Origin of the sequence: Pandoraea oxalativorans, assembly GCF_000972785.3 — a bacterium.
GTDB lineage: Bacteria > Pseudomonadota > Gammaproteobacteria > Burkholderiales > Burkholderiaceae > Pandoraea > Pandoraea oxalativorans.
Window position 1 is genome coordinate 2,774,465 of record NZ_CP011253.3, and the last position, 20,955, is coordinate 2,795,419.

Below are 20,955 nucleotides of genomic sequence, written 5' to 3' on the forward strand. Positions count from 1 at the left end.
TGCGCATTACATCGACGCTTCCAGCATCTCGCGATAATCCTCAGCCGAGGCATCTCGCGGGTTGGTCTTGTGGCTGTGATCTTTCAGCGCACCCTCGATGATGCGCGGGAACTGCTCGCGAGTCACCCCCAGTTCCGCAAGTCCGCCCGGCAGGCCGAGTTTTGCGGTCATCGCGGCAATCGCAGGACCGACGTCGTCGCCCGACGCAAGCCTCATGGCCTGCGCCAGCCTGTCGAGCTTGGCATCCTCTTGCATCGAAGGTGCCGTGCGGTTGAACACGATCACGGCAGGCAACAGGATAGCGTTGAGCGTGCCGTGATGCAGACGAGGATCGATGCCGCCCAGCGAGTGGCTCAGGCTGTGCACGCAGCCGAGTCCCTTCTGGAAAGCGAGCGCACCTTGCATCGACGCACTCATCATGTTCAGGCGCGCCGCGCGATCGGACGGCTCGCGGGTTGCGCGCTCGATGTGCCGCCAGGCGCGCCACAGGCCGTCGAGCGCGATACCGTCGGCGGGCGGATTGAACGCCGGGGCCATGAACGTTTCCATGCAGTGCGCGATGGCGTCCATGCCCGTCGCGGCGGTCATTCCGGCAGGCAAACCCAGCGTCAGCGCCGGATCGCAGATCGCCACGCGCGGCACGACATACGGCGAGATCACCCCGACCTTGCGGCCATCGTCGAGGATCAGAATGGCCCCACGGCCGACTTCGCTCCCGGTACCGGCGGTCGTCGGAATCGCGATGACCGGGGCCGTCGCCGACGTGATGCGCGCCGCGCCCCCTTCGATCACGGCAAAACTTTGCAACGGCCCCTCATGCGTTGCACACACCGCAACCCCCTTGGCCAGGTCGATGGACGAGCCGCCGCCGAGTGCAATCACGCCATCGCATGCGTTCGCCCGGTACATGGCGACCGCCTCGCGCACGACCGATTCGTTCGGGTTGGGCGGCGTCCCGTCGAAGACCGGCACCGACTCGCCTTGCCCCAGCGCGCTCAATACGGTGTTGAGCAAACCGGCTGCCCGAATGCCCGCGTCCGTCACGACCAACGGGCGGCGGATGCCGATGCGCTCGCACTCGCTCGCGAGAAGCCGGATCGAGTCGAAGCCGAACTGGATCTGGGTGATGTAGTTGATGAGGGACATAGTGGATGACGAAAAGTTATAGGAAGGCTATGCTCACGCAGAGATTTCGCAGTGTATGGCCCGTCGCACTGCGGCGATATTGACAGCATTTGATAGCGATATAACTTTTCATCAAGACAATGATGCCCCCCTCGCTCAATTCGATCATCTCCCGGTTGCACGTCAAGCAACTCCGGTTGCTCATCGCCATCGAGGAGCACGGTTCGTTGCTGGGCGCGGCCAAACAGCTCGCGATGACGCAACCCGGCGCCAGCAAGGCATTGCATGAGATCGAGACGACCTTCGGCACCGCGCTGTTCGAACGCTCGAACCGCGGCCTCGAACCGAACGCCGTCGGGCACTGTGTGATTCGCTACGCGCGTCTGATCCAGTCGGATCTGGCGCACCTGCGCGAAGAGATGGTCGGGATCATGCGCGGACATGGCGGGCGCGTGTCGGTGGGCGTGATCATGGGGGCCGTGCCGCTGCTCACCGACGCCATCACGGCGGTGAGCGAGGCGCAGCCCGAAATGTCGATTGAAATCGTGGAAGATACGAGCGCCGCCCTGCTCAGTCAGATCGACGCCGGGCGACTTGATCTCGCCGTGTGCCGCACAAGCGTCAGCCAGACGCCCTACCTCTACGACAGCACCTTCGTTCAGGACGAAACGCTCGCCGTCATCGCCAATACTGCACACCCGCTGGCCAATGCCGCTCACGTGTCGCTGGAAGATCTCGCGCACTACCGCTGGGTCGTCTACCGGGCCAACATGCCGATGCGACGGCTGCTGGAGCGGGAGTTTCATGATGCCGGGCTGCGGTTTCCCGCGCATTTACTGGAAACGACGTCCGCTTTTGCGACGGTGTCGTTGCTCCAGAAGAACCCCTCGCTGGTGGCGCTGGTGTCGATCGACGTGGCGCGCTTCCATACCGGACATGGCATCGCCTGCACGCTTCCCCTCACGCTGTCGTCGCTCAGCGAGCCATACGAGCTGGTCACGCGGCGCGGTGCCCCGCTCTCGCACGGCGCGCAGATGTTGATGGACGCAATCGTCGCGAAGGGCGCCGCCCGGGGCGAATAAGCAGCGCTTGCTCGCCACCGCGTCGCAGGTATGCGTCCCTCGCATGGCGAAGGGACGCGACGCTGACGTCTGCTCTGAGAAAAAGTTATAGCGCTAACGCAAACGTTCAGTGTACTGGCGTCTCCCGCCTTTGTAGACTTCGTCCGGTCATCAAAAAAACAAGGTGGAGACAATGAGCGGAATAGCGCCCAACAGCGCAGGCACCCCCGGCCTGAGCTCAGCAATGAAAGAAGCGATGGTGCCCGACGCCGAGCGTCGGCGCGCACTCCTCGGCAGCGCCGTGGGCAGCACCATCGAGTGGTACGACTACTTCCTTTACGGAACGATGGCGTCCATCATCTTCGCGAAGCAATTCTTCCCGAGCACCGACCCGCTGGTCAGCAATCTGCTGGCGCTGGCGACGTTCGCGCTGGCCTTCGTCATCCGTCCGCTGGGCGGTGTGATCTTCGCGCACATCGGCGACCGCGTCGGCCGCAAGAAGACGCTGGCCATCACGCTCACGATGATGGGCATGTCGACCGTACTCATGGGCTTGCTGCCCAATTACGACCGGATCGGCGTGTGGGCGCCGATACTGCTCTGCGTGCTGCGGCTGATGCAAGGGCTGGCGCTGGGTGGCGAATGGGGTGGCGGCGTGTTGCTGGCGGTTGAGTATTCGCCCCGCCACCGTCGCGGCTTTTACGGTGCCGTACCGCAGACGGGTGCCGTGCTCGGGCTGGCGCTGGGCAACATCATCACGTCGCTGCTGAGCAACTCGATCAGCGACGCCGACTTCCAGAGCTGGGGATGGCGCATTCCGTTCGTCGGCTCCATCGCTCTCGTGCTGATCGGCATGTGGATTCGTAACGCCGTGGGCGAGACGCCGTCGTTCAAGAAGATCATGGCCACGCGGACTGAGACGCGCATTCCGCTCAAGGAAACCTTGCAGGATCACTGGCGCTCGGTGTTGATCGCCATTGGTGCGAAGGTCGTGGAGACGTCGACGTTTTTCCTGTACGCCACGTTCACGATCTCGTACATGATCGGCCACGGCTTCCAGCGCTCGGAAATTCTGAACATCGTGCTGGTCTGTGCGCTGATTGCCTTCCCGTTCATGCTCTACTTCGGGCATCTGTCGGACAAGATCGGGCGCAAGAAGGTCTTCCTGTGGGGCACGGTCGCGTTCATCGTGTGGATCGGGCCGTACTTCTGGTTGCTGAATCAGAAGTCGATTCTGCTGGCGTCGGTGGCCGTGGGCGTTGGCCTGAGCGTGATCTGGACGACTTATGGCTCGATGATCGGCACGTTGCTCGCCGAGGCGTTCCCGCCATCGATTCGCTACACCGGGATGTCGCTCGGCTATCAGATCGGTGCGGCGCTTGTGGGGGGGCCGATGCCGCTGATCGCGACCGCCCTCGTCGCGTACTTCGGTGGCAGCTACGTGCCGGTGGTCTTCTTCATGATCGCGTGTGCGTTGGTCTCGGTCGTCGCCGTCGCGCTGGTGAAGGACCGTAGCGGGTTGCCGCTGGACGACTGATCCGCCGGTCCGAATACCCCGTCATCTCGCAAAAAAGCCACCAGCGTAAGTTGCTGGTGGCTTTTTCGTTTCGTCGCCGAGTCCGACCTGTCTTAAGTCACGGCCGCCGGCAACTTAGCGCGCCGGGACCGGGGCCAGCGATTCGTGCGTGTCCGACGTGCGCTGGGCAGCCTTGTGCACCATCGTATAGGCGTAGTCGACCCCCATGCCGTAAGCACCGGCGTGTTCCTTGACGAGCTTCATCACGGCATCGTAGGTATCGCGGTGCGCCCAGTCGCGCTGCCATTCGAGCAGTACCTGCAACCACGTGACCGGGACTGCGCCCGCCTGCACCATGCGCTGCATGGCGAAATCGTGCGCTTCCTTGCTGGTGCCGCCCGAGGCGTCGCCGACCATGTAGATTTCGTAGTCGCCTTCGAGCATCGCGCACAGGGCAAAGGTCGTATTGCAGACTTCGGTCCACAGGCCCGCGACGATCACCTTTTTGCGGCCATTGGCCTTGAGCGCATCGCGCACCTTCTGGTCGTCCCATGAGTTCATCGAGGTGCGCTCAAGGGTCTTCGCGCCGGGGAATACGTCGAGCACTTCCGGATAGGTGTAGCCGGAGAACGATTCGCTCTCGACCGTCGTGATCGTCGTCGGGATATTGAAAATCTTCGCGGCCTTGGCCAGGCCGACCACGTTGTTCTTCAGCGCCTGGCGGTCCATCGACTGAACACCGAACGCCATTTGCGGTTGGTGGTCGATGATGATGAGCTGGCTGTTCTGAGGGGTCAAGACTTCGAGCTTGGGATTCGACATGGTCAGGGTCCTTTGACTTTACGTTGCGCGCGGGTGCACTGTGCAACCCGACGAAAGACTAGTCGACCCGGGGGATGCCGGAATATCACCTGATGGTATTAGTCCTCAAAACGGCGGCGCCGCGCGTGGCCATCCGTCAACGCGTGGCCGCCTCGCCGTTGGCTGCTCACCGGTCCCCGCCCTCGGCCGGACGCGCTTCCGTGTCCGGCGCGAGCACAGCGCAGTTCCTGCCGTTTGCCTTTGCGGCATAGAGCGCAGACGCGGCCTTTCTTGTTTCGGTGGTTAATCGCTGACGACGATCGGTCAAGACCCATTACGGCTGATCGTCGCGCGCTTTGAGCCGGTACTGGTACCAGGCGATCACTGCAATGATGAACAGCACCAGGAAAATCGGGATCATGTAGCCGCGCGCAAGCCATCGCAGGAACGGATCGCAGAACAGCAACGCCAGTCCCAGCAGAATCCATACGGCGGCCACGACCAGTGCAGGTGCGTGATGGTAGCGCGCCATCCACTCCCGCCAGCGGCACGACGCGTAGTACGCCACACCGCACCCGACCAGCAACAGCAACACGAGCTTTGTCGCGAGCCGGAACGCGTAGAGGTTCTCGCAGACCGTCTTGCACACGGCGGACGATTGTGCGCCGGGCGGATCCTGGTAGTGATCCGCAATGCACTCACTGATGCTGCGCGTCAGCGTGCAGGCCTGCACACCCTCCATCGCCTTGGGGACGAGCGCGTCGAGCGTCGGCGTCGCCGGATCGGTCTTCTGCGTCGCACCGGTGACGCTCAGTGGCATAGGCCAGAAGCCGATTCCGCCGAAATTGTCCTGCGCATAGACGATATCGTCTTGCAGTTGCTGCCAGTTGTCGTTGTCGAACGTGATGACGGGCACGATCTGGCGCAGTACCGTCATGCGCTCCTGACCGTGCAGCCCTGCTTCGACCGATTCGCGCAATGCCTTCTTCGAATCGGTGGTCGGCTCATCGAGCAGCACCAGAAAGTTCGGCCGACGCTTCCGGTCGCGGTCGACGCGGGCCAGCAGGTCCGTCACGGCATTTTTGTCGCTGTCCGCCACCAGTTGCATGAGGTTCGTATAACTGTAGACGCCATGCCCGACGCGGTCGTGCCGCAACATGACGTCGATGCGATCCCCCGCCCTTGCCTTGCGCAAACGGCTACGTAACTGATCCACGAACTGGTTGAAGGCCTGCACCGACACCGGGTCTTCCGGATAGCCGTCGAAGAACAGCACCACGCCGCTGCCGTTGGTCGGCGCAAAGCGCGTGCCGAATGGAAGGTGACTCGACACGGCGGCGGTCCAGTTTTTCAGTCCGGTCGAGAGCAGCCGAACGATGTCGTCGCTCAGACGATTGAGGACGGCGACCTTACGGTCCTTGTCGAGCCGGGTCCACGAGCGCCAGTCGTTGCGCTGAATGACCCATTGCACATTGCTCTGATGGCGCTGCGCGACCGACACGAAGTCTCCGGGCAACGACGCCGATGTCTGCGACAGATCGACGAAGCTACCCCCATAGTTGGCTTGTACCAGCCGTCCGGTATCGTCGAAGGTCGCCCCGTAGTAGCCAATGCGCGAAAGCGTGCTGAAGTCGACGTTCTGCTTCGGCCCGGCCATCCAGAACGGGAAGAAACCGTACACCTCTCCGTCCAGACGGTCCAGCACGCACCCGCAGCCGTTGCCGTCCCAACTGACCGGCTTGTTCGGGTCGAACGCGGGCTTCTTTCGCGCGGTGGCGACCAGCGACGGGCGGAACCGGTCGTACAGCGCCTGCATGAGTTGCGGCAGCGACAAAGCGTCGACGTTGCTGCATGCGCCCTTGCGCCACAGCGCTTCGAGTTGCGCGAACAGCGCCGGATCGCGCAGGACCGCAGACAGTTGCTGCATCTGTTCGGCGGAGACTTTGCGCGCGTCGGCCACGCTGCCCGGAATTCCCGTGGGACATGCGCCGACGCCCTCGCGCAAACGTGCCATCACGGCCCGGTCGAACAACCACAATTGGGGATATTGCAATCCCTGCAGCCCCTTGAGCATATCGAGGATCACCGGCGGCACCGATTCGTTCCTCCGACTTGAGGCCAGCTCCGCGAGCGCCTGCGCCGTCAGCACATAAGTGGTTTGCGATTGCGCCGCCCGCACGATCTCGGGGACATAAGGATCGACCGGGGTTTTGATGTCGGCCGTGGCGTCTAGAATCGCTTCGTTGAAGTCCGCCTGACTCGCGTACTCGTCCGTCAACCCGGCAACGGCATCGATGACCGGCGTAGGCACACGGGCGTCGTTGCGAAGTTGCGCAAGCGAGGCCTGCGTCAACTGATAGGTCGTTGTGATCGCGACTGCGCGCGCTTCAGGCAGATAAGCGTCCGCCTGCTTGCCAAGGTCCTTGAGCGCATCGAGCACCGCTGCGTCGAACAGCGGCTGGTTCAGATACGCCTTGTCCTGCAAGGCCGAAAGGTGGTCGACGACCTTCGACTTCGACGCCAGCAACGTGAAGTCGGCGGCGTCGAGCGTGTAGTTGTAGATCGTGAGCAGCGCGCGGTCGGGATCGGGACCTGCATTGCGGTTGCTGTCGGTGTCGAGGTGATACAGCCACAACATGGCCCCAATCTCGTCGTCCGTGCCCGCGAGACGTATCTGGTAGTAGCGGGCCTGTTCTCTCGGCTCGAAACCGTCGATCCACTTCCCGAGGTCCGCGCCGACCAGATCGGCCTTCCATTGCGGGTGCGCACGCACGATTGACGCAAACTTCAGCAGCGCTTGCACCGACGCGCTCGTCAGATTGCCCACGGGCTGCATCTTGAAGTCGAGCCAGAATCGATTCAGCCATGACAAGGTGATCGGGCCGACAAGGTTGTCGGACAAGGGCCGCGTGCTCTCGCGGTACGCCTGAAGATAGGCCGGATCTTCCGAGTAAATGATGAGCAAAGCCTGCTGGATAGCGCGACGCGTGGCGGGGGCAAGATGCCGCACGACATCCGCCGAAATCAACACGGTGGCCGGGCCTGACGTCGGCTCGGGCTTCACCTGAACGGTGTTCACGATGTGCCATGCCTGCTCGGGCGTCATCGGTTTGCCATCGCTGCCGATGGGCGGTGCCATGCGCGAGAACTTCGCCGTCGACGCGTCAGCGGGCGCCGCGACGGCTTGCGTGGGTGCGCCCTTGACGGCGACAGGTTGCGAAGCGAGTGCGGAGACGGTTGGCGCGACCGTGGCAGACGCCGCTTGCGGTGCCGACGCCCCCGCCGCGCTTGCCGACAACGCCTCAGCGCCGACGGCCGGTGCATGAACGACAAGCCCCAGGATCAGCGCGGCGAAAAACGGCATCCGCATGCAAGCACATCTCAGAAAGTCGACAGGGCTCATATCAGATCGTGCGTCCTTCCTTGAGGTGTTCGCGTCGGATCGCGCGCAGCAAGTCGCTTTGCATCACGACGTGACGGCCATCGCGCTCCGCCCACATGACGGCATGCCGCGCCACGTTGAGCAGCGCGCCACCGGAGAGCACGTGCTCGGCCGCGAGCGCGGGCAGATCCACGTCATCCGACAGTCCCCGGCGCGCGGGGAAGAGATTGCGCCACAGTTGCAGCCGCTGGATTTCGTCCGGCATCGGGAAATGGATCGCACTCTGGAAGCGACGGGCGAAGGCTTCGTCGATGTTGTCTTTCAGGTTGCTCGCCAGCAGCACCACACCGGGATAGTCTTCGATGCGCTGAAGCAGATAAGCGACCTCCTGATTCGCATGACGGTCGTTGGCGGTGCTGCCCTCGGTGCGCTTGCCGAACAGCGCATCGGCTTCGTCAAAGAACAGAATCCAGCGTTTGTTCTGCGCCTGATCGAAGACGTTTGCCATATTCTTCTCCGTCTCGCCGATGTACTTCGAGACGATCTTCGACAGGTCGATGCGATACACGTCCACGCCGGCCGCCTTGCCGAGCAGCGTCGCGGTGAGCGTCTTGCCCGTGCCCGGCGGACCGTAGAACAAGGCCCGGAAACCGGGTTTGACAATGCGATCGAGTTGCCAGCGTTGCATGATGCCCTCGCCGTCGTCGAGCCATTGCCGAATCTGGTCGATCTCCTCGATCACGTCCGGCGTGAGCACGAGGTCTTTCCAGTCGTGCTGCGTCGTGATGCGTTTGGCGGGAAATCCGGCGCTGTAGTCCGGCTTATGCTCGCGGCCTGAGGTACTGCGTTCGAGGAAATCCCGCTCGATATGCAACGCGGCGGCCAGAGCCGGTTCGCCATCCGCTCTGCGTTCGAGTCGCAGAATCGAGGCGCGCGCGAAGACATGGTCCGCGTCGAACAGCGCCATGACATCGAAGCGGCGGCTCAGGTCGTCACCGGCAAGCACGAACGCAGCGGTCTCACCGGTCGGCAGCAGACCGTTGTGATGCTGGGCGCGCCATCCTCCGAACTCGGTGAATTGGCGCTCGGTGTTCTTGTTCTGCGTGAACAGCAGATCGAGCGCCTGCGGGCGGACGTGCGGCAGCATGGCGAGCATGAGCACGATACGTGCGTCGAAATCGTCGGCCAGGTCGTGTTCGAGCAGGGCATGGGCAAACGGCGACGGATCGTGCGTCAGATCCGGCGGCGTATGGGCATAAATGTCGTGCGGCACGCCCTCATGCATGAAGTACGCGTGCAGCCGCGTCTCCAGCACGGCACCGAACCAGTCGATCTCGCGCGCCAGGCTCGCCGCGTTCGCGCCTAACGGATCTAAGCGATCTGATGGATCGGTCATGCCCACTCCACCCATAGCGTCTGCTCCATCCAGGACAGACGAATTGTCGAAATGCTCCACGGCAGACGATCCAGCAGCATGTCGTACGGCGCCCGTCTCACTTTCAAATGCCAGCCATCCTCCGCCAGCGACAACCGGCCTTCGCGTTGCAGGAAGCTTTCCCGAAGTCCGTCGCGAGACGTGTTGCCGAGCGCGGACCAGTGCTGGATGATCACGTCGAGCATCTGGTCGCAGATCGCCGACTCGTCTGCCGTAATGTCGAGATGGCGCGCGACCGGCGAGGTGAACGGCAGTCCGCAAAGCAGCTTGTGCATCGTCAGATGCGGCTCCGGCGCTTCGGTGAGGCCCGAGCCGACGTAGTGCAGCAGGAGCATGGCGCGCTCTGCGGCTTCGTCGCTGACGAACCGGTGTTCCCTGGTGAGGCCGAGTCTGTTCCAGAGCTGAGACGTGAACGGCCAGGTGAGCACAATCCCCGCGTAAGGCACCGTCAACGGGATTTGCAAGAGGTGGGCGTTGTCGGTGACGTCGGCAGTGCGCATATCGATCCCGGTTTGTTGTTGAACGCGTGAGGCGAGCGCAGGCGGCACGGCGACGTTCGCGTGACGAGCCAGTTCGGCCACGAGCGATGTTGCGAACGCTGCGGCGTCGAACGCACGCTGCGGCAGAAATAGCCATGGGAACAGGAAACGCCAGCGCGCCCGATGCAGACTCGCCGGTGCGACCGTCTCGACGCTCGTGGCGAACAGATCGGTGATGTCGCTGGCGACGCGCAGCATTTGCGCCACTTGCGGCGTGTCGCGGGACGACAGCCGCGCGATGCCGGGCCACAGCGGCGGCGCAATCAGATCCAGCCAACGCTCGGCCAGTGCCTCGTCTTCTGCGGCCATCGCGATGATCGGTCGCAGAACATGCGCCCCCGAATAAACCGACTGTCGAAGCCAGATGTCGAACCCGGCAGGCGGGGTCCCGCTCCGCCGAAAGTCCGTGGAGGTAAGGTAAGCGATGAAGTCTTCCGGCATGGCGGGCGGACGATTTGGGGATGTCGGGGGGAACGGAGAAGGTGCATTGAAATCCGGGTCGTCCGGGGACGACGAAGCGACTTGCGCAATCGCCGACTCCGCTAACAGATCAAGGTCAAGCACGGCATCGGCGGCGAGCGCGGCAGCCACACTCGCGTAATAGCGTCCGGTGGCATCGGGGGGGAAAACACTGACGTCGACTTCGCCCTCGATGTCGGGGGCGTTATCGAGAATCGAGCGATAAAGCACTTCCCTGTGCGCGTCGGGAATCGACTCGCTGACAGCGATCATCGTATCGACGACGGCTTGCCAGTGGTGCGCGTCGATCCCGGCAAGATCGGACCCGCGCGTCGAAGCTATTTCTGTGACGATGCGTCGAAGATCGAGTCGCTCAGGGGCGGACAACGACGCAGCGCGAGCGATCAGATCGCCGCCTTGTGGATTCACCTTTTGGCGTTGCCGGACGAGACGTCGGATCGCTACGGTAGACGTGCGGCGGCCCATTGGTTCGGCCACCGATGCTGGAGACGCTGCATCGGCAATCGATGACGTCGGCGCTCGGAGAACATGGCCATCGGCCGCCATGCTATCGGCCACTCTCGGGGAGGGGGCAACGGTGCCCGGCGAACCGATTGTACCTGAGGAACCGATGGCATCGGATGAATCGGTCGTATCGGCTGTGACGGTGGCTCCCCACAGATCAAACGCCCGACGCGCCCACGCTGCCCGCCCACGTGGCAACGCGATGGCTTCCAGCGCAGCGAACGACACCGACGAGATCGACGGCATGGACGACGTGGACGACGTGGACGCGACCGGCGAAACGGTACGTAATTGCATGAACAGCGCATGCCAGACTTCCCGCTTCCACCGATCGAGGTCGGTCTGCGACGGTATGTTCCGTGTGTTCGACTCGGCATGAGTCTCGACCCCGACCGCGTCGGCAAGACCGGGTGATCCAACGAGGGACGGGTCGCGGAGCAGCGGTTCCGTGGTGCTCGCCGACGCTTGTTCCGCATCCGCCAGCCGATCGACCGAAATCCCGGCGAGCGCCTCCCAAAGCGCCGCTGCGGATGGCACCGTCACGGTTGCCAGATCCACAAGCATCGTTTCCGGAAAGCCCTCCACGACGCGCATTAATACCGTGTCGTACGTCGAGTATCGACGCCAGATGGACGCAAGCGCGTGCCGTTCACGACCGATCCAATCCGCCCAATCGTCTTGAAGCGCCACGGCCGAACCGCTCAATAGCGCCCGGATAAGCCTGTCATTCCGGCTCGTCACTTCCGCACGCGCGTCGACGTCATCGGCGGCTGGCCACGTGAGGGGTACAGCGGGCGGAATTGCGGGTTCCGGTGCTCGCGCCGCTGGTTCAGCGGACGTCGCCTCATCGCCCACGCTTCGGTGTGTGAGTGTGTCCGATGGGTCGTCCGGAATCGAGTCGCCGGAAGGCGAAACCGTCGATGCCTCATGTCTTCCCGAGAGAGCAACATCGGCCCCGACGCGCACGTCGAACGAGGCGGCAGGAACCGCCGGTACGTCTGGCTGTGCTTCGTCTCGCAAGCCGATCCCGCGCATCACCTCGGCATCGGAGATGCCCGCTGCCGCAGCGATGTCATGAGACCACGCGTTTCGCCACGCCCACGTTCGCCCCATGTCATGGACTGTGCTCTCTGGGCGTCTCCCAACGCCGTACGCATCGGCTCGTCTGCGACTCGCCTGCGCCGATTCTTGCGTCGCTTCAGGACGGGCCGCCAACAGCAGCGCCAACATGTCCTCAAGCATCGACACCGGAAATGTCAGTGCGATTTGCTCGCGCAGATCGGATACGGACAGGTAGCGGCGCAGCGCTTCGCGCAGGGTGTCGGCCTCGTTGGTCACCAATGTCGGCCAGATGCCGTAGAGCGGCTTCGCCTGCGCGCGCATCAAGGCGGTCGAGAGCAAGGCTTTCAGGCCCGCCTGCGTGAAGGGAAAGGGGCGCGGGGATGCGTTTGCTGTCGGTACCTGCTCGTACAGCGGCCCATCGGATTCTTTGCCGCGAAACGCGGGGGGTGTCTCCTCACCGCTTGCGTGTGCGTCGGCAACGCGATGCAGAGCGTCGAGCATCGTGGCGGATTCCGAACCTGCTTGCGACGTCTCGTCCGCCCTCGTGGCGTCTATCGCACTCGCGCGCGCTTCGTCGGCCCGCACACTGCCTCGCACCTTCGCTACGAAATCAAACGCATCGCGCGCCAGTCCACGCGTCTGCGCGATCGACAGCACCGATTGCCAGACACCATGCCACGGCATGGCGCGCAGGCTGGCATCCGGCGGAAGCAGGCCCATTGCGAGCAATCGTGCGCGGGCGGCCGATTGCGCGTCGGCGCGTTGTGTCACGTTCCATCCGACGGTCGCAAGCAACTGATCGAGCGCATCGAGCTGTCGCAACCATCCGGACGCCTCTGCCGGACGCAACGCCCGAAGGAGCGCGTCGACGCCGTGAGCAGGAAACTGCTTCGTCAATCGCTGGATCAGCGTGTCCGGCGAAGCGTTTGCGCGAATGCGTTGCCGGACGGTCTGAATGTCGCCCGCCAGCACACGGGCCAGAAGCGCTTCGAGGCCGTCGGACACCCGAGCATCGGCCACCCCGGCGTCGGTGTCCCAACGCATCTCATCGTCTGGGCCCGACGCGTCACCGCGTTCGGTCTGCGCGGGTGCTGGCCCCACACCCGGAGTCGCCCAGTGGCCCGACGCCAGAAACGCAATCAGATCCGCCGCGTGCGTTGCGGATGCCGCCGCCCCCGCGTTCTGCTGCATGACCAACACACTCGCCAGCGCTTGCGCCAGTCGCTCCGCCAGCGTCTCGGGCAGATCCTCGTCGTACACCTCGCCAAGATCGACATCGAGCCGGTCGATACGGTAGATGTCCGCCGTTGCGCCATCGCCCGTCGCTTCATCCAACACCGACGCCACCACAGGCAGCAACTGGTCGACGACCAGCGCGCGCAGCGGTTCGCCCTGCGACATCGCCATGCCACCCGACGCAAAGGTCAGATCGAAATCGAGCGAGCGGATCCGATGTCGCGTGTCCATGGCTACACCCACAACGTCAGGTCGTGCGCACGGCGGCGTCGCATCAACAGCGTGCGCAAGCTGGCGCTCGCGGCGTCAAGCCGGTCCGGTGTGGCTGCCCGCTCCCGCAGCCTTGCGCGCCAGAGTCCGTATCGATGCTCGAAGTCGCGCATGGACACGTAATCCATCCAGTGAAACTCTGGCAGTAGGTGCGCTGGCAAATTGCGGCACACCGTCTCCTGCGCCAACTGGCGGAAATCCGGATCGCTGAATCGCGACGTCCACGCGGGGAAGACTACGCTCACCCGTGCGTTGAAAAACGACTCGGCTTCGTGCACCTGCGCGTCGGCTTCTGCCGTCGTTCCGTCGCGCGTCGCACCGCTACGCCTGGGCCGCAACAGCACATGCTCGACCAGATAGAAGCCCTCGGATGCCTGATTCAGCGTGCAGAGAAATTCGCGGAGAATTTCGACATAGCGTCCGGCGTAAGTCACCGCGTCGTCGCCATGAAATCGCGCGAGCAGCACTTCGCCGGGCGCGTCGCCGCCAAGACGCGCATCGTGTGTGCGGAAATGGACGTGCACCGCGTCATCGTGCTGTCGGAGGATGTAATTCTCCAGACGCACGCCATGCACGAGCAGTCTGCCAGGCAACGTGTCGCCGGGCTGCGCCTGCGCCCCGGTCGGGCGCACCTCAGGCTCGCCCTGAGACTTGAGCACGATCAGACGCGCCGCCGCGAACTCATAGCTCTCCTTCGTCGCCGTGCGATCCCCCTGCAACCGCAGATGCCAGCGCGTGAGCGCATCGCTCAGCGGTGCACCGGGGGGCTCGGCAGGCAAGCCCAGCAGGATCGAGATCTTCGCGTATACGCCAGCCACGTTGGGCCGTCCGTCCGCACGAACACCCGCCGCCGTGATATCGAACGCCGACGCCCGATCCCGCGAAAGCGTCGCAATATGACGCAGAAAATCCAGCTTGTTATCGATCAGCCAGCGCGCGCCGTGCACATCCTGATAATCGTCGAATCGACGCAGGGACTTCTGGGAGTATGTCTCGCCGTACATGGCCAGCAGCACGTCGAGCAGCCGACTGCGACGGTCTTGCGCGCGGTCCTTGCGCGAGACGATCCGGGCCAACTGGCTGCGGACGCCGTCAGGTGCGTCGGTATAGAACGCCTCGATGTCCGGCAACGCCTCGTTGTCGATCCGCTGCGAAAAATAGGTCTCGTACAGCGCATCGACCGAGAACAGGCGCCCGACCGATTGCAGGTTCTCGAGATAGTTCGCCATCAGTTGTTCGGCCAGATACAGATAGGCCTTCAACTGGTGCGCACTGACACGGTTCTCCAGCGGCGCCGTGGGCGGCACGCCGAAGCGATTGATGCCGTAGATCGCCGGAAAATGATGCTGAATCGAGAAGTACTCGCGCAACTCGCGCGACTGGCCAGTCGGCGCGGGTACCACGGTCGTCAGTGACTGCGCGGTATTGCGCAGCGTATCGAACTCGAAGCGCGCCTTGGCAAGCGCGACGCGGGCGTCCTCGAGCACGACCCGCGACTTTTCTTCACGTCGATGATCGCTGGCGGAGGTCAACGCATGCGAACCACTCCCTGCCTTCCCGCTGGCGAAATGCAGTCGCAGGAAATTGCTCTGCGTGTCGCTGGGAAACCGCAGGCGCAATACGGTGCCGGACGCGCCCGTCAAACTGTCGCCGCTCACGGGCGTTCCATCGGCGGTACACAGCGCAAGACGTTGCACGTGGGCCACGCCGTCCACCGCTTGCACCAAACCGACGAGACGTGCCACCGCCACCGGTGCGCCCTGCGCCTGCGCGCCCGTGCTGGCGACGTATCCGTGCACCGTTCGGGGTCCGGCGAACAACGTGTCGAGCGTCACACCGGCTTCGGACGCCTTCACATACCGTTCGATGCGAAATCCCGAATGCACGGCACGCGCACATTGGAAGAAGAGGTCCGCGAAGATGGACGCCGGGTCGCGCTCGCTGTGAATCTGAATATCGCCGCTCAGATACACCGGCTGAACCGGCACGACGCTCACGTCCGACAGGTCTTCCCCGAGATTCCGGTGCGCGTGAAAGACTTGCCGCACCCGCTCACACGCGGCGGCTTCGATCTGCGCGAGCGACGCCTCGTCGGCACTGTCGTGCAATGCATCGTTCAGTTTGATGGCGATGCGGCACAAGCCGTGCGCGGGCTGGCCGGTGCTCCCCGGGCGTTCGTCACGCGTCAGCCAGACGTCTTCCAACTCGGGGATCGTGTCGTAAAGCACCTTGCGATAGTCCTCGAACGTCAGGACTTCGCTCGGAAAAATCTCGTCCGCCGGATGCAGCGCGTGATGCCGGTAATCGATCTGTCCGTCGGCGTCGGTCAGGTAGTCCTCGGCCGGAAAGTCCGAGCGATAACCAAGTTCCGTGATCGCATAGCACAGCTGTTCGAGGATCGTGACGCCCGGGTCGTGCAGGTTGTAATCGGTCCAGCGATCGCCGCACAGCGCTTGCAACGTCGCAATCCCGGCGCGACGCAGCGCATCGAAATCTAGCCCCTGAGGATCGGGCGCAAAGCGGGCAATGGACTCCGGGGCGTTCATTGCACCCTCGCCCCTGGCCTACGGCCCGCACTTTCTGCCGCCGCGCTGCCAAACGCATGCCTCGCGGCATGCAGTTGCGCCTTCAGATCGTCGATCAACCCATGCACGCGGTGATACGGCAGATGTCCGAGCGCTTCGACGATGAGCGCGAAGCCCGACGCGTCGAGCGCACAGACGACCGGTGCCCCCGGGGCGACGGCGTTGGCTTGGCGATTCAACGCGCCGATCAGTTCGAAGACACGTTTGAACGGCAGTTCACCCAGCGCGGTCATCAGCAGTTGCGCGTCGTCGGTGCCGATGACGATGTCCACCGTTGCGGGCGTGGCACGTGCGTTCTCGTGGGTCATTGCGCCCCCTTGGGTTCCGGGTCGGTGGCGCTGCCCGTCATGTCGGGATCGAACCACAGCGTGGTGAGGTAATACGTCACCCAGGTCTTGGGCGCACCGGCGGCATCCCGCGTCGAGTCGTACGGACAGCCGACGCGCATTTGCAGCACATAGCTATGCTTCGCGCCGTCGGGTGCATCGACCCATTGCAATTGAAGACGATTGCACTTGCTGCCGAAATGGGACTGACGGTAGTCGATATCCCCTTTGCCGTTGTAGGCCATCACCGCATAGGCATGCATCAGCGCAAACTTGCCGCTGCCGCGTTTGCCGACACCGGCGGTGATCTCGAACGCCTGACATCCTGTGAGCGGGTCGGTGATGTCGTGCCACTTGCCGTCGGCCTGCACGCTGCGCGCGCCCGGGCGTCCGCGACGTCCGTCGGCGACCACGCGCCCGGCCACGTCCAATTCGAAAGTGGGAGCAGCCGCTGGCGCGCCCTGCGCCGCCCCCGATACCGTGTCACGCACAGGCTTGTTGCCCAACTGTCGCAAGGTGAGCGCGTTGGGGTTGTCGGGGTTGCCAAACGCCAGTCCGCCCGCTTCGCTGTCGAGCTGGATCGTCCAGATGGGGCTCTTCAGGTCGATGTTCTGATAGAAGCTGAGCAACTTGCCTTGATTGAGTTGGGAGACCTTCAGGCCATCGACCGGGGTCTTGTCGAACCCCTCGTCCACGATGTTGAGCATGGAGTCGATCAGTTCGGAGAAGGCCGTGGCCGACGGCATCTCGCCGTTGCCGAACTTACGCCGCAAGGTATCCCGGTTACGCCGGGCGATCGGTTTTCCGTTCATGGTCGTCATCCGAAATAATGAAGGTGGTGCCGATTTCCAACTGACTGAGCGTGGTCGGCACGCCCTCGTAATCCGTGTCGTCGTCAACGGCTTCGATGGCGTGATGCGCCACCGGGATCGCAATGCTCCACGGATACAGCGGAACGATGTCCGTCTGCGGCGCGGCGGCACCGTTCGAGCGCCGAGCGGTGTCGAACAGCGTGAAGGTCTGCATGTCGGTGCCCGCTGCCGCCGTCGCATCGGCGTCCGTGACGACCGTCGCGATGCGCAGCATCGAAAAGCCCGAGACGTATTGCACATAGGGCAACGCGCCGATGTACGCTTCGAGATCGTGCTGGCGGATGCACCACCCGAAGTGCGTGCGGTAGCCCACGTCGTCCTGCCACGGCGTGAGGTAGCGCGAAATCGCCGCGTCGAGCAGCGCAAGGTAGTGGCCGTTTCCGGCGCGATCGGCGAAGCGCACCTTGCAGCGCACCTGAATGCGTTCGTAGACCGGGTTCTCGACGGAAACACTCGCCCAGGGCGAAGACAACGCATTCGCAAACTCGGCGATCTGCTGGACGACGTTGCCGTCGAGCATCGGCATCTGCTCGCCGTCCTTCGTCGCGGGCCAGTACGGCAGCGGCACCACGAGCGCCTGCCCCGGGCGAACGCAATCGACCGGTCCGTGCCGGGTCGACAGGTTTGCGAAACACTTCACTTTGTAGACTTCGGCAAACGCCTCGAGAATCATCGACTCGAAGTCGGCAGGCGTGACCGCACGCTGCTTGTGGCGCAACCGTTCGCTCACACGCGTACGCATCTGTTCGCGCGTCTCCTGTGCCCGGCCACCGCACGACGGCAGCGGTTGCACGACGGACACGATGCCCGGCAGCGGACGTCGGCTGCGCACGATGGTCCCCGCTGGCAGGACCATCGGCACTTCCGGCGGCACATCAGACCCGCGCCGAACCTGAAGGGCTTGCGCATGAACGGCGTAAAGGCTGCAATACTTCTCCATGTCGCGATTGGCGCTCACGCGCAGCCAGTACAGTCCGTCGGGCATGACGGTGTTGCGGTTGCCGATATCGTCCGGCACTCGCAACGTCACGATGCCCGAGGTCATGAGCTTGTGCGTACCGTCCGTGAGGACGTCGCGAAGCGCGAGCGGCTTCCAGACGTTGTTGCTGAGGTAGCTCCAGCGCAAGCCTGTCGGCCGTGCGTTGTCGCTGGCGTCGTCCGCAGCCCCCGTCACCGGCCGGGAGTCTTCGCGAAGCTGGAACAGCAACGTCAGCGTGTCGCCGAGGTCGTTCGCATCGATGCCGATGTAGAGGTTGCCCGCATCTTCGAAGCGAGGGAGTAGCTCGGGGGCGGGATAGCTCGTCATGTCGAGCGATTCCCATCCGCACGGGAACAGATGCAGAAAGCGGCCGTCTTCGTCCCGATTCGCAATCCGGTCGACGCTGATCGCCCCCGTCGCGCTGTAATCGAACGAGAGGGTGTTGACGATAGGCGTGTACGGGGCGCGCGGCATCGGGCGCTGTCTGCGCCACATACGCTTGCGCGAGTTGGCGAGCATCGTCGACGACAGTACCTGCGGGTACGCGTCGTGCCCGAAAGCGAATGCGGGCGCAGCAAACGTGAACTTGAAAAAGCCGTTCTTCGCCCCTGGCCCCCACGTGAGCGGATGCGCGGGACTGACGCCCTCGTCCGGCTCGAAGAGATGCGCGAGCGAACCCGCCTCCCATACGATGGCGTTGTCGATGCGCTCGCCCTTGCTGGGTGTGACCCGCGTGTGAAAGAGCGGTACGACGGGGCGCGGCGCGTCCCCGGCGGGCAACCATCCGCCCTTGGCCAGCACCTCGACCGACGCCACGTAGTCTTCGTTCGTGAGACGCACGTCGTAGCCGTCGTACCATGTGCCGAAGCCCCCGGTCGCACGCGGCAGGTCCGCCCACTCGATACGAAGGCCGAAGCGCGTGATGCGCTTGGACGCCATTTCCGTGCTGCCCGCCACGAGATAGCTCCCCAGTCGCGGAAGCGGTCCGAACGGCGCAAAGGGGGTTGCCGCGCTGAGTTGGCCAATGTTGTTGTAAAGCACCAGATCGCGACAGCCATGCGCGTCGACGTCGATTTGCGCGCCGGTCACGGGCAGATTGCGCAGCAAACCATACGGGAACAGATACGCGCCGGGATTGATGACGCAGCGCACGAGCGGCGTGTCGACGTCGAAATTCTCACCGTGCAGCACCGGCGAATATCGCACGACCGACGGGGCCTCCGGCGCAAGCACGAAGCTGAGCGTCATCTGGTTGCCCAGCAGTCCCGGTACGTAGCCCGCAATATCGATCCACCCCTTCTCTCCGGTCAGTGAGACGGAGAACAAGCTGCGCAGAATCTTGAGGTAAAGATCCTGACGGCGCAGGTGGTTATCGTTCGCCGCCTCTCGTCCTTGGTCGCTGCCGTCAACGTTCAGGCGAGCACCTTCGACCGGCGTATTGAATACGGCGTCGGCAATGTGCCCGAGTTGCGTGACCAGCCGCTCATCGGCAAACGTAATCGTCAGCCGGATGACGCGCTCGCCCTCCTTGAGCAATAGCACCTTACTCGCCAGCGCAAAGCCGACACGCGCGGCACTATGCGGACTGTTACCCGCACCGGGCTTCGGCGCGCCAAGCACCGGCCAGGCATGCGGGTGTTCGACACCGGGTGGCCCACACGGCACGTCTTCGAACCACGCCGCTGTGGGCCACTTGCGCCCCGTCGCACCGTTGTCCGGATCCTCCGCCAGCAGATTCTCCGGCATGCTGTAGCCGTTGTGGTCGAGATACAGCGTCTGCACACGACTCACGCGCGCACCGCTCACGCGCAGTTCGTCTTCCGACTCGTAGACGATGTCTTGACCGTGCGCGTCGATCCCGGCAGGAAATGCCGTCCCTGCGGGGACCGTGACGTCCCGGGCGTCGGGATTGCGACGCAATACCAGCCACGTCCGATCGGGCACCACGCCGCGCGGCGTGCTGCCGAGCATGCGTTCGTAGTAGAAATCGATGAACTTCTGCGTGTACCCGTTGAGCTTGTTCTGGAGCTTTTCGAACTGTTTGACGAACGCGATCAGCAAGCCGACGGCCGGATCGTGATGACCGCTCTGGAGCGACGCAGGCAAGCGGGCCAGCGCCTCGTTGCGCACCATCTCGATGGCTTTCATGTACGCGTGAAAATCCGCGCGCACGTCGGCCTTGCCCGGCACAGTGTCAGGTTCAGGCGCAGCGGTGGTGCCCGCAGGCGCATGGGGCGAGCGTTCCGCTTCGGACCAGACGGGGTCGAGCGGTTCGCGCAACGACATCGATTCGATCACGTCCGGCACGCCGGAAGCCCGTCGGCTCAGTTGCATGATGACTGCCCGCAGCACGGTGCGCAGCGCCAGTCCGTTGTCCGTCTGCGCTTGCGAGAGCGCCACGTACCAGCCGTTGAGCGTGGCGACGAGTTCCGGCACCGGCGACGCGCCGATCATCGCGCGAATGCCCGCACCGTTGCCGCGCACGCCGTCATATTCCGGGGTGTCGCGCCACCACTGCGCGAACCGCTCCGTCTCGCGCGACAAATCGAACGCCAGAATGCGACTCATGACGACGGTTTCGTCGGCCCGGAAGAACGGCGACCAATCGCCATCAGGCTTGTCCTCGGCGTTATGAAAGCGCACCAGTGCCGCGAACTCGACCACGACATCGAGCAATTCGTGAAACGTCATCTCGTCGAGATGGAAATACCCGTCCTGCAACGGGGGCAGCGCCCGCATCGCCTGACTGGTGCCATCTCGAATGATGAGGTTGTGCATCGGT

The 20,955-nt window shown here is 63.8% G+C and carries 11 protein-coding genes; 2 read left to right on the top strand and 9 right to left on the bottom strand.

The window, feature by feature from the left end:
- Positions 1-6: 6 nt before the first annotated feature.
- Positions 7-1,146 carry an iron-containing alcohol dehydrogenase gene (locus MB84_RS12375; protein ID WP_046291991.1) on the bottom strand — a complete coding sequence of 380 codons (1,140 nt, stop codon included), beginning with the start codon at positions 1,144-1,146 and terminating at the stop codon, positions 7-9.
- A 122-nt stretch (positions 1,147-1,268) separates the two neighbouring features.
- Between MB84_RS12375 and MB84_RS12380 the strand changes: the two genes are divergently transcribed.
- Together MB84_RS12380 and MB84_RS12385 are read left to right on the top strand one after the other, a co-directional pair.
- Positions 1,269-2,207, top strand: coding sequence for a LysR family transcriptional regulator (locus MB84_RS12380; protein WP_046293732.1), 939 nt, complete (start codon positions 1,269-1,271; stop codon positions 2,205-2,207).
- A 223-nt stretch (positions 2,208-2,430) separates the two neighbouring features.
- Positions 2,431-3,723 (top strand): MFS transporter, encoded by a 1,293-nt coding sequence (locus tag MB84_RS12385; RefSeq protein ID WP_245725547.1) that lies wholly within the window; start codon positions 2,431-2,433, stop codon positions 3,721-3,723.
- 114 nt (positions 3,724-3,837) lie between these two features.
- On the opposite strand, the gene MB84_RS12390 is transcribed toward MB84_RS12385, so the two are convergent.
- The 8 genes from MB84_RS12390 to MB84_RS12425 all read right to left on the bottom strand — a co-directional run bounded on the left by MB84_RS12390 (position 3,838) and on the right by MB84_RS12425 (position 20,951).
- Positions 3,838-4,524 (bottom strand): hydrolase, encoded by a 687-nt coding sequence (locus MB84_RS12390; RefSeq protein ID WP_046291993.1) that lies wholly within the window; start codon positions 4,522-4,524, stop codon positions 3,838-3,840.
- A 313-nt stretch (positions 4,525-4,837) separates the two neighbouring features.
- A complete protein-coding gene (locus tag MB84_RS12395; protein ID WP_157122705.1) occupies positions 4,838-7,873 on the bottom strand; it encodes a hypothetical protein in 3,036 nt (1,011 codons plus the stop codon).
- A gap of 34 nt (positions 7,874-7,907) precedes the next feature.
- Positions 7,908-9,281 carry an ATP-binding protein gene (locus tag MB84_RS12400; RefSeq protein ID WP_211279371.1) on the bottom strand — a complete coding sequence of 458 codons (1,374 nt, stop codon included), beginning with the start codon at positions 9,279-9,281 and terminating at the stop codon, positions 7,908-7,910.
- A complete protein-coding gene (locus MB84_RS12405) occupies positions 9,278-13,372 on the bottom strand; it encodes a contractile injection system tape measure protein (RefSeq protein ID WP_046291996.1) in 4,095 nt (1,364 codons plus the stop codon). The genes MB84_RS12400 and MB84_RS12405 overlap by 4 nt, the downstream gene beginning before the upstream one ends.
- A gap of 2 nt (positions 13,373-13,374) precedes the next feature.
- Positions 13,375-15,957 carry a hypothetical protein gene (locus tag MB84_RS12410; RefSeq protein WP_046291997.1) on the bottom strand — a complete coding sequence of 861 codons (2,583 nt, stop codon included), beginning with the start codon at positions 15,955-15,957 and terminating at the stop codon, positions 13,375-13,377.
- Positions 15,954-16,304 carry a hypothetical protein gene (locus MB84_RS12415; RefSeq protein ID WP_046291998.1) on the bottom strand — a complete coding sequence of 117 codons (351 nt, stop codon included), beginning with the start codon at positions 16,302-16,304 and terminating at the stop codon, positions 15,954-15,956. The genes MB84_RS12410 and MB84_RS12415 overlap by 4 nt, the downstream gene beginning before the upstream one ends.
- Complete coding sequence (locus MB84_RS12420) at positions 16,301-17,134, bottom strand: hypothetical protein (protein ID WP_157122706.1); 834 nt, start codon at positions 17,132-17,134, stop codon at positions 16,301-16,303. The genes MB84_RS12415 and MB84_RS12420 overlap by 4 nt, the downstream gene beginning before the upstream one ends.
- The gene (locus tag MB84_RS12425) at positions 17,106-20,951 is read right to left on the bottom strand and encodes a baseplate J/gp47 family protein (protein WP_046292000.1); all 3,846 of its coding nucleotides are present in this window, start codon (positions 20,949-20,951) and stop codon (positions 17,106-17,108) included. The genes MB84_RS12420 and MB84_RS12425 overlap by 29 nt, the downstream gene beginning before the upstream one ends.
- Between the last annotated feature and the right edge of the window lie 4 nt (positions 20,952-20,955).

Coding starts and splice junctions, on each gene's coding strand:
- MB84_RS12375 (WP_046291991.1), bottom strand. CDS start 1,146: ATGTCCCTCATCAACTACATCACCCAGATCCAGTTCGGCTTCGACTCG.
- MB84_RS12380 (WP_046293732.1), top strand. CDS start 1,269: ATGCCCCCCTCGCTCAATTCGATCATCTCCCGGTTGCACGTCAAGCAA.
- MB84_RS12385 (WP_245725547.1), top strand. CDS start 2,431: ATGAAAGAAGCGATGGTGCCCGACGCCGAGCGTCGGCGCGCACTCCTC.
- MB84_RS12390 (WP_046291993.1), bottom strand. CDS start 4,524: ATGTCGAATCCCAAGCTCGAAGTCTTGACCCCTCAGAACAGCCAGCTC.
- MB84_RS12395 (WP_157122705.1), bottom strand. CDS start 7,873: ATGCGGATGCCGTTTTTCGCCGCGCTGATCCTGGGGCTTGTCGTTCAT.
- MB84_RS12400 (WP_211279371.1), bottom strand. CDS start 9,281: ATGACCGATCCATCAGATCGCTTAGATCCGTTAGGCGCGAACGCGGCG.
- MB84_RS12405 (WP_046291996.1), bottom strand. CDS start 13,372: ATGGACACGCGACATCGGATCCGCTCGCTCGATTTCGATCTGACCTTT.
- MB84_RS12410 (WP_046291997.1), bottom strand. CDS start 15,957: ATGAACGCCCCGGAGTCCATTGCCCGCTTTGCGCCCGATCCTCAGGGG.
- MB84_RS12415 (WP_046291998.1), bottom strand. CDS start 16,304: ATGACCCACGAGAACGCACGTGCCACGCCCGCAACGGTGGACATCGTC.
- MB84_RS12420 (WP_157122706.1), bottom strand. CDS start 17,134: ATGAACGGAAAACCGATCGCCCGGCGTAACCGGGATACCTTGCGGCGT.
- MB84_RS12425 (WP_046292000.1), bottom strand. CDS start 20,951: ATGCACAACCTCATCATTCGAGATGGCACCAGTCAGGCGATGCGGGCG.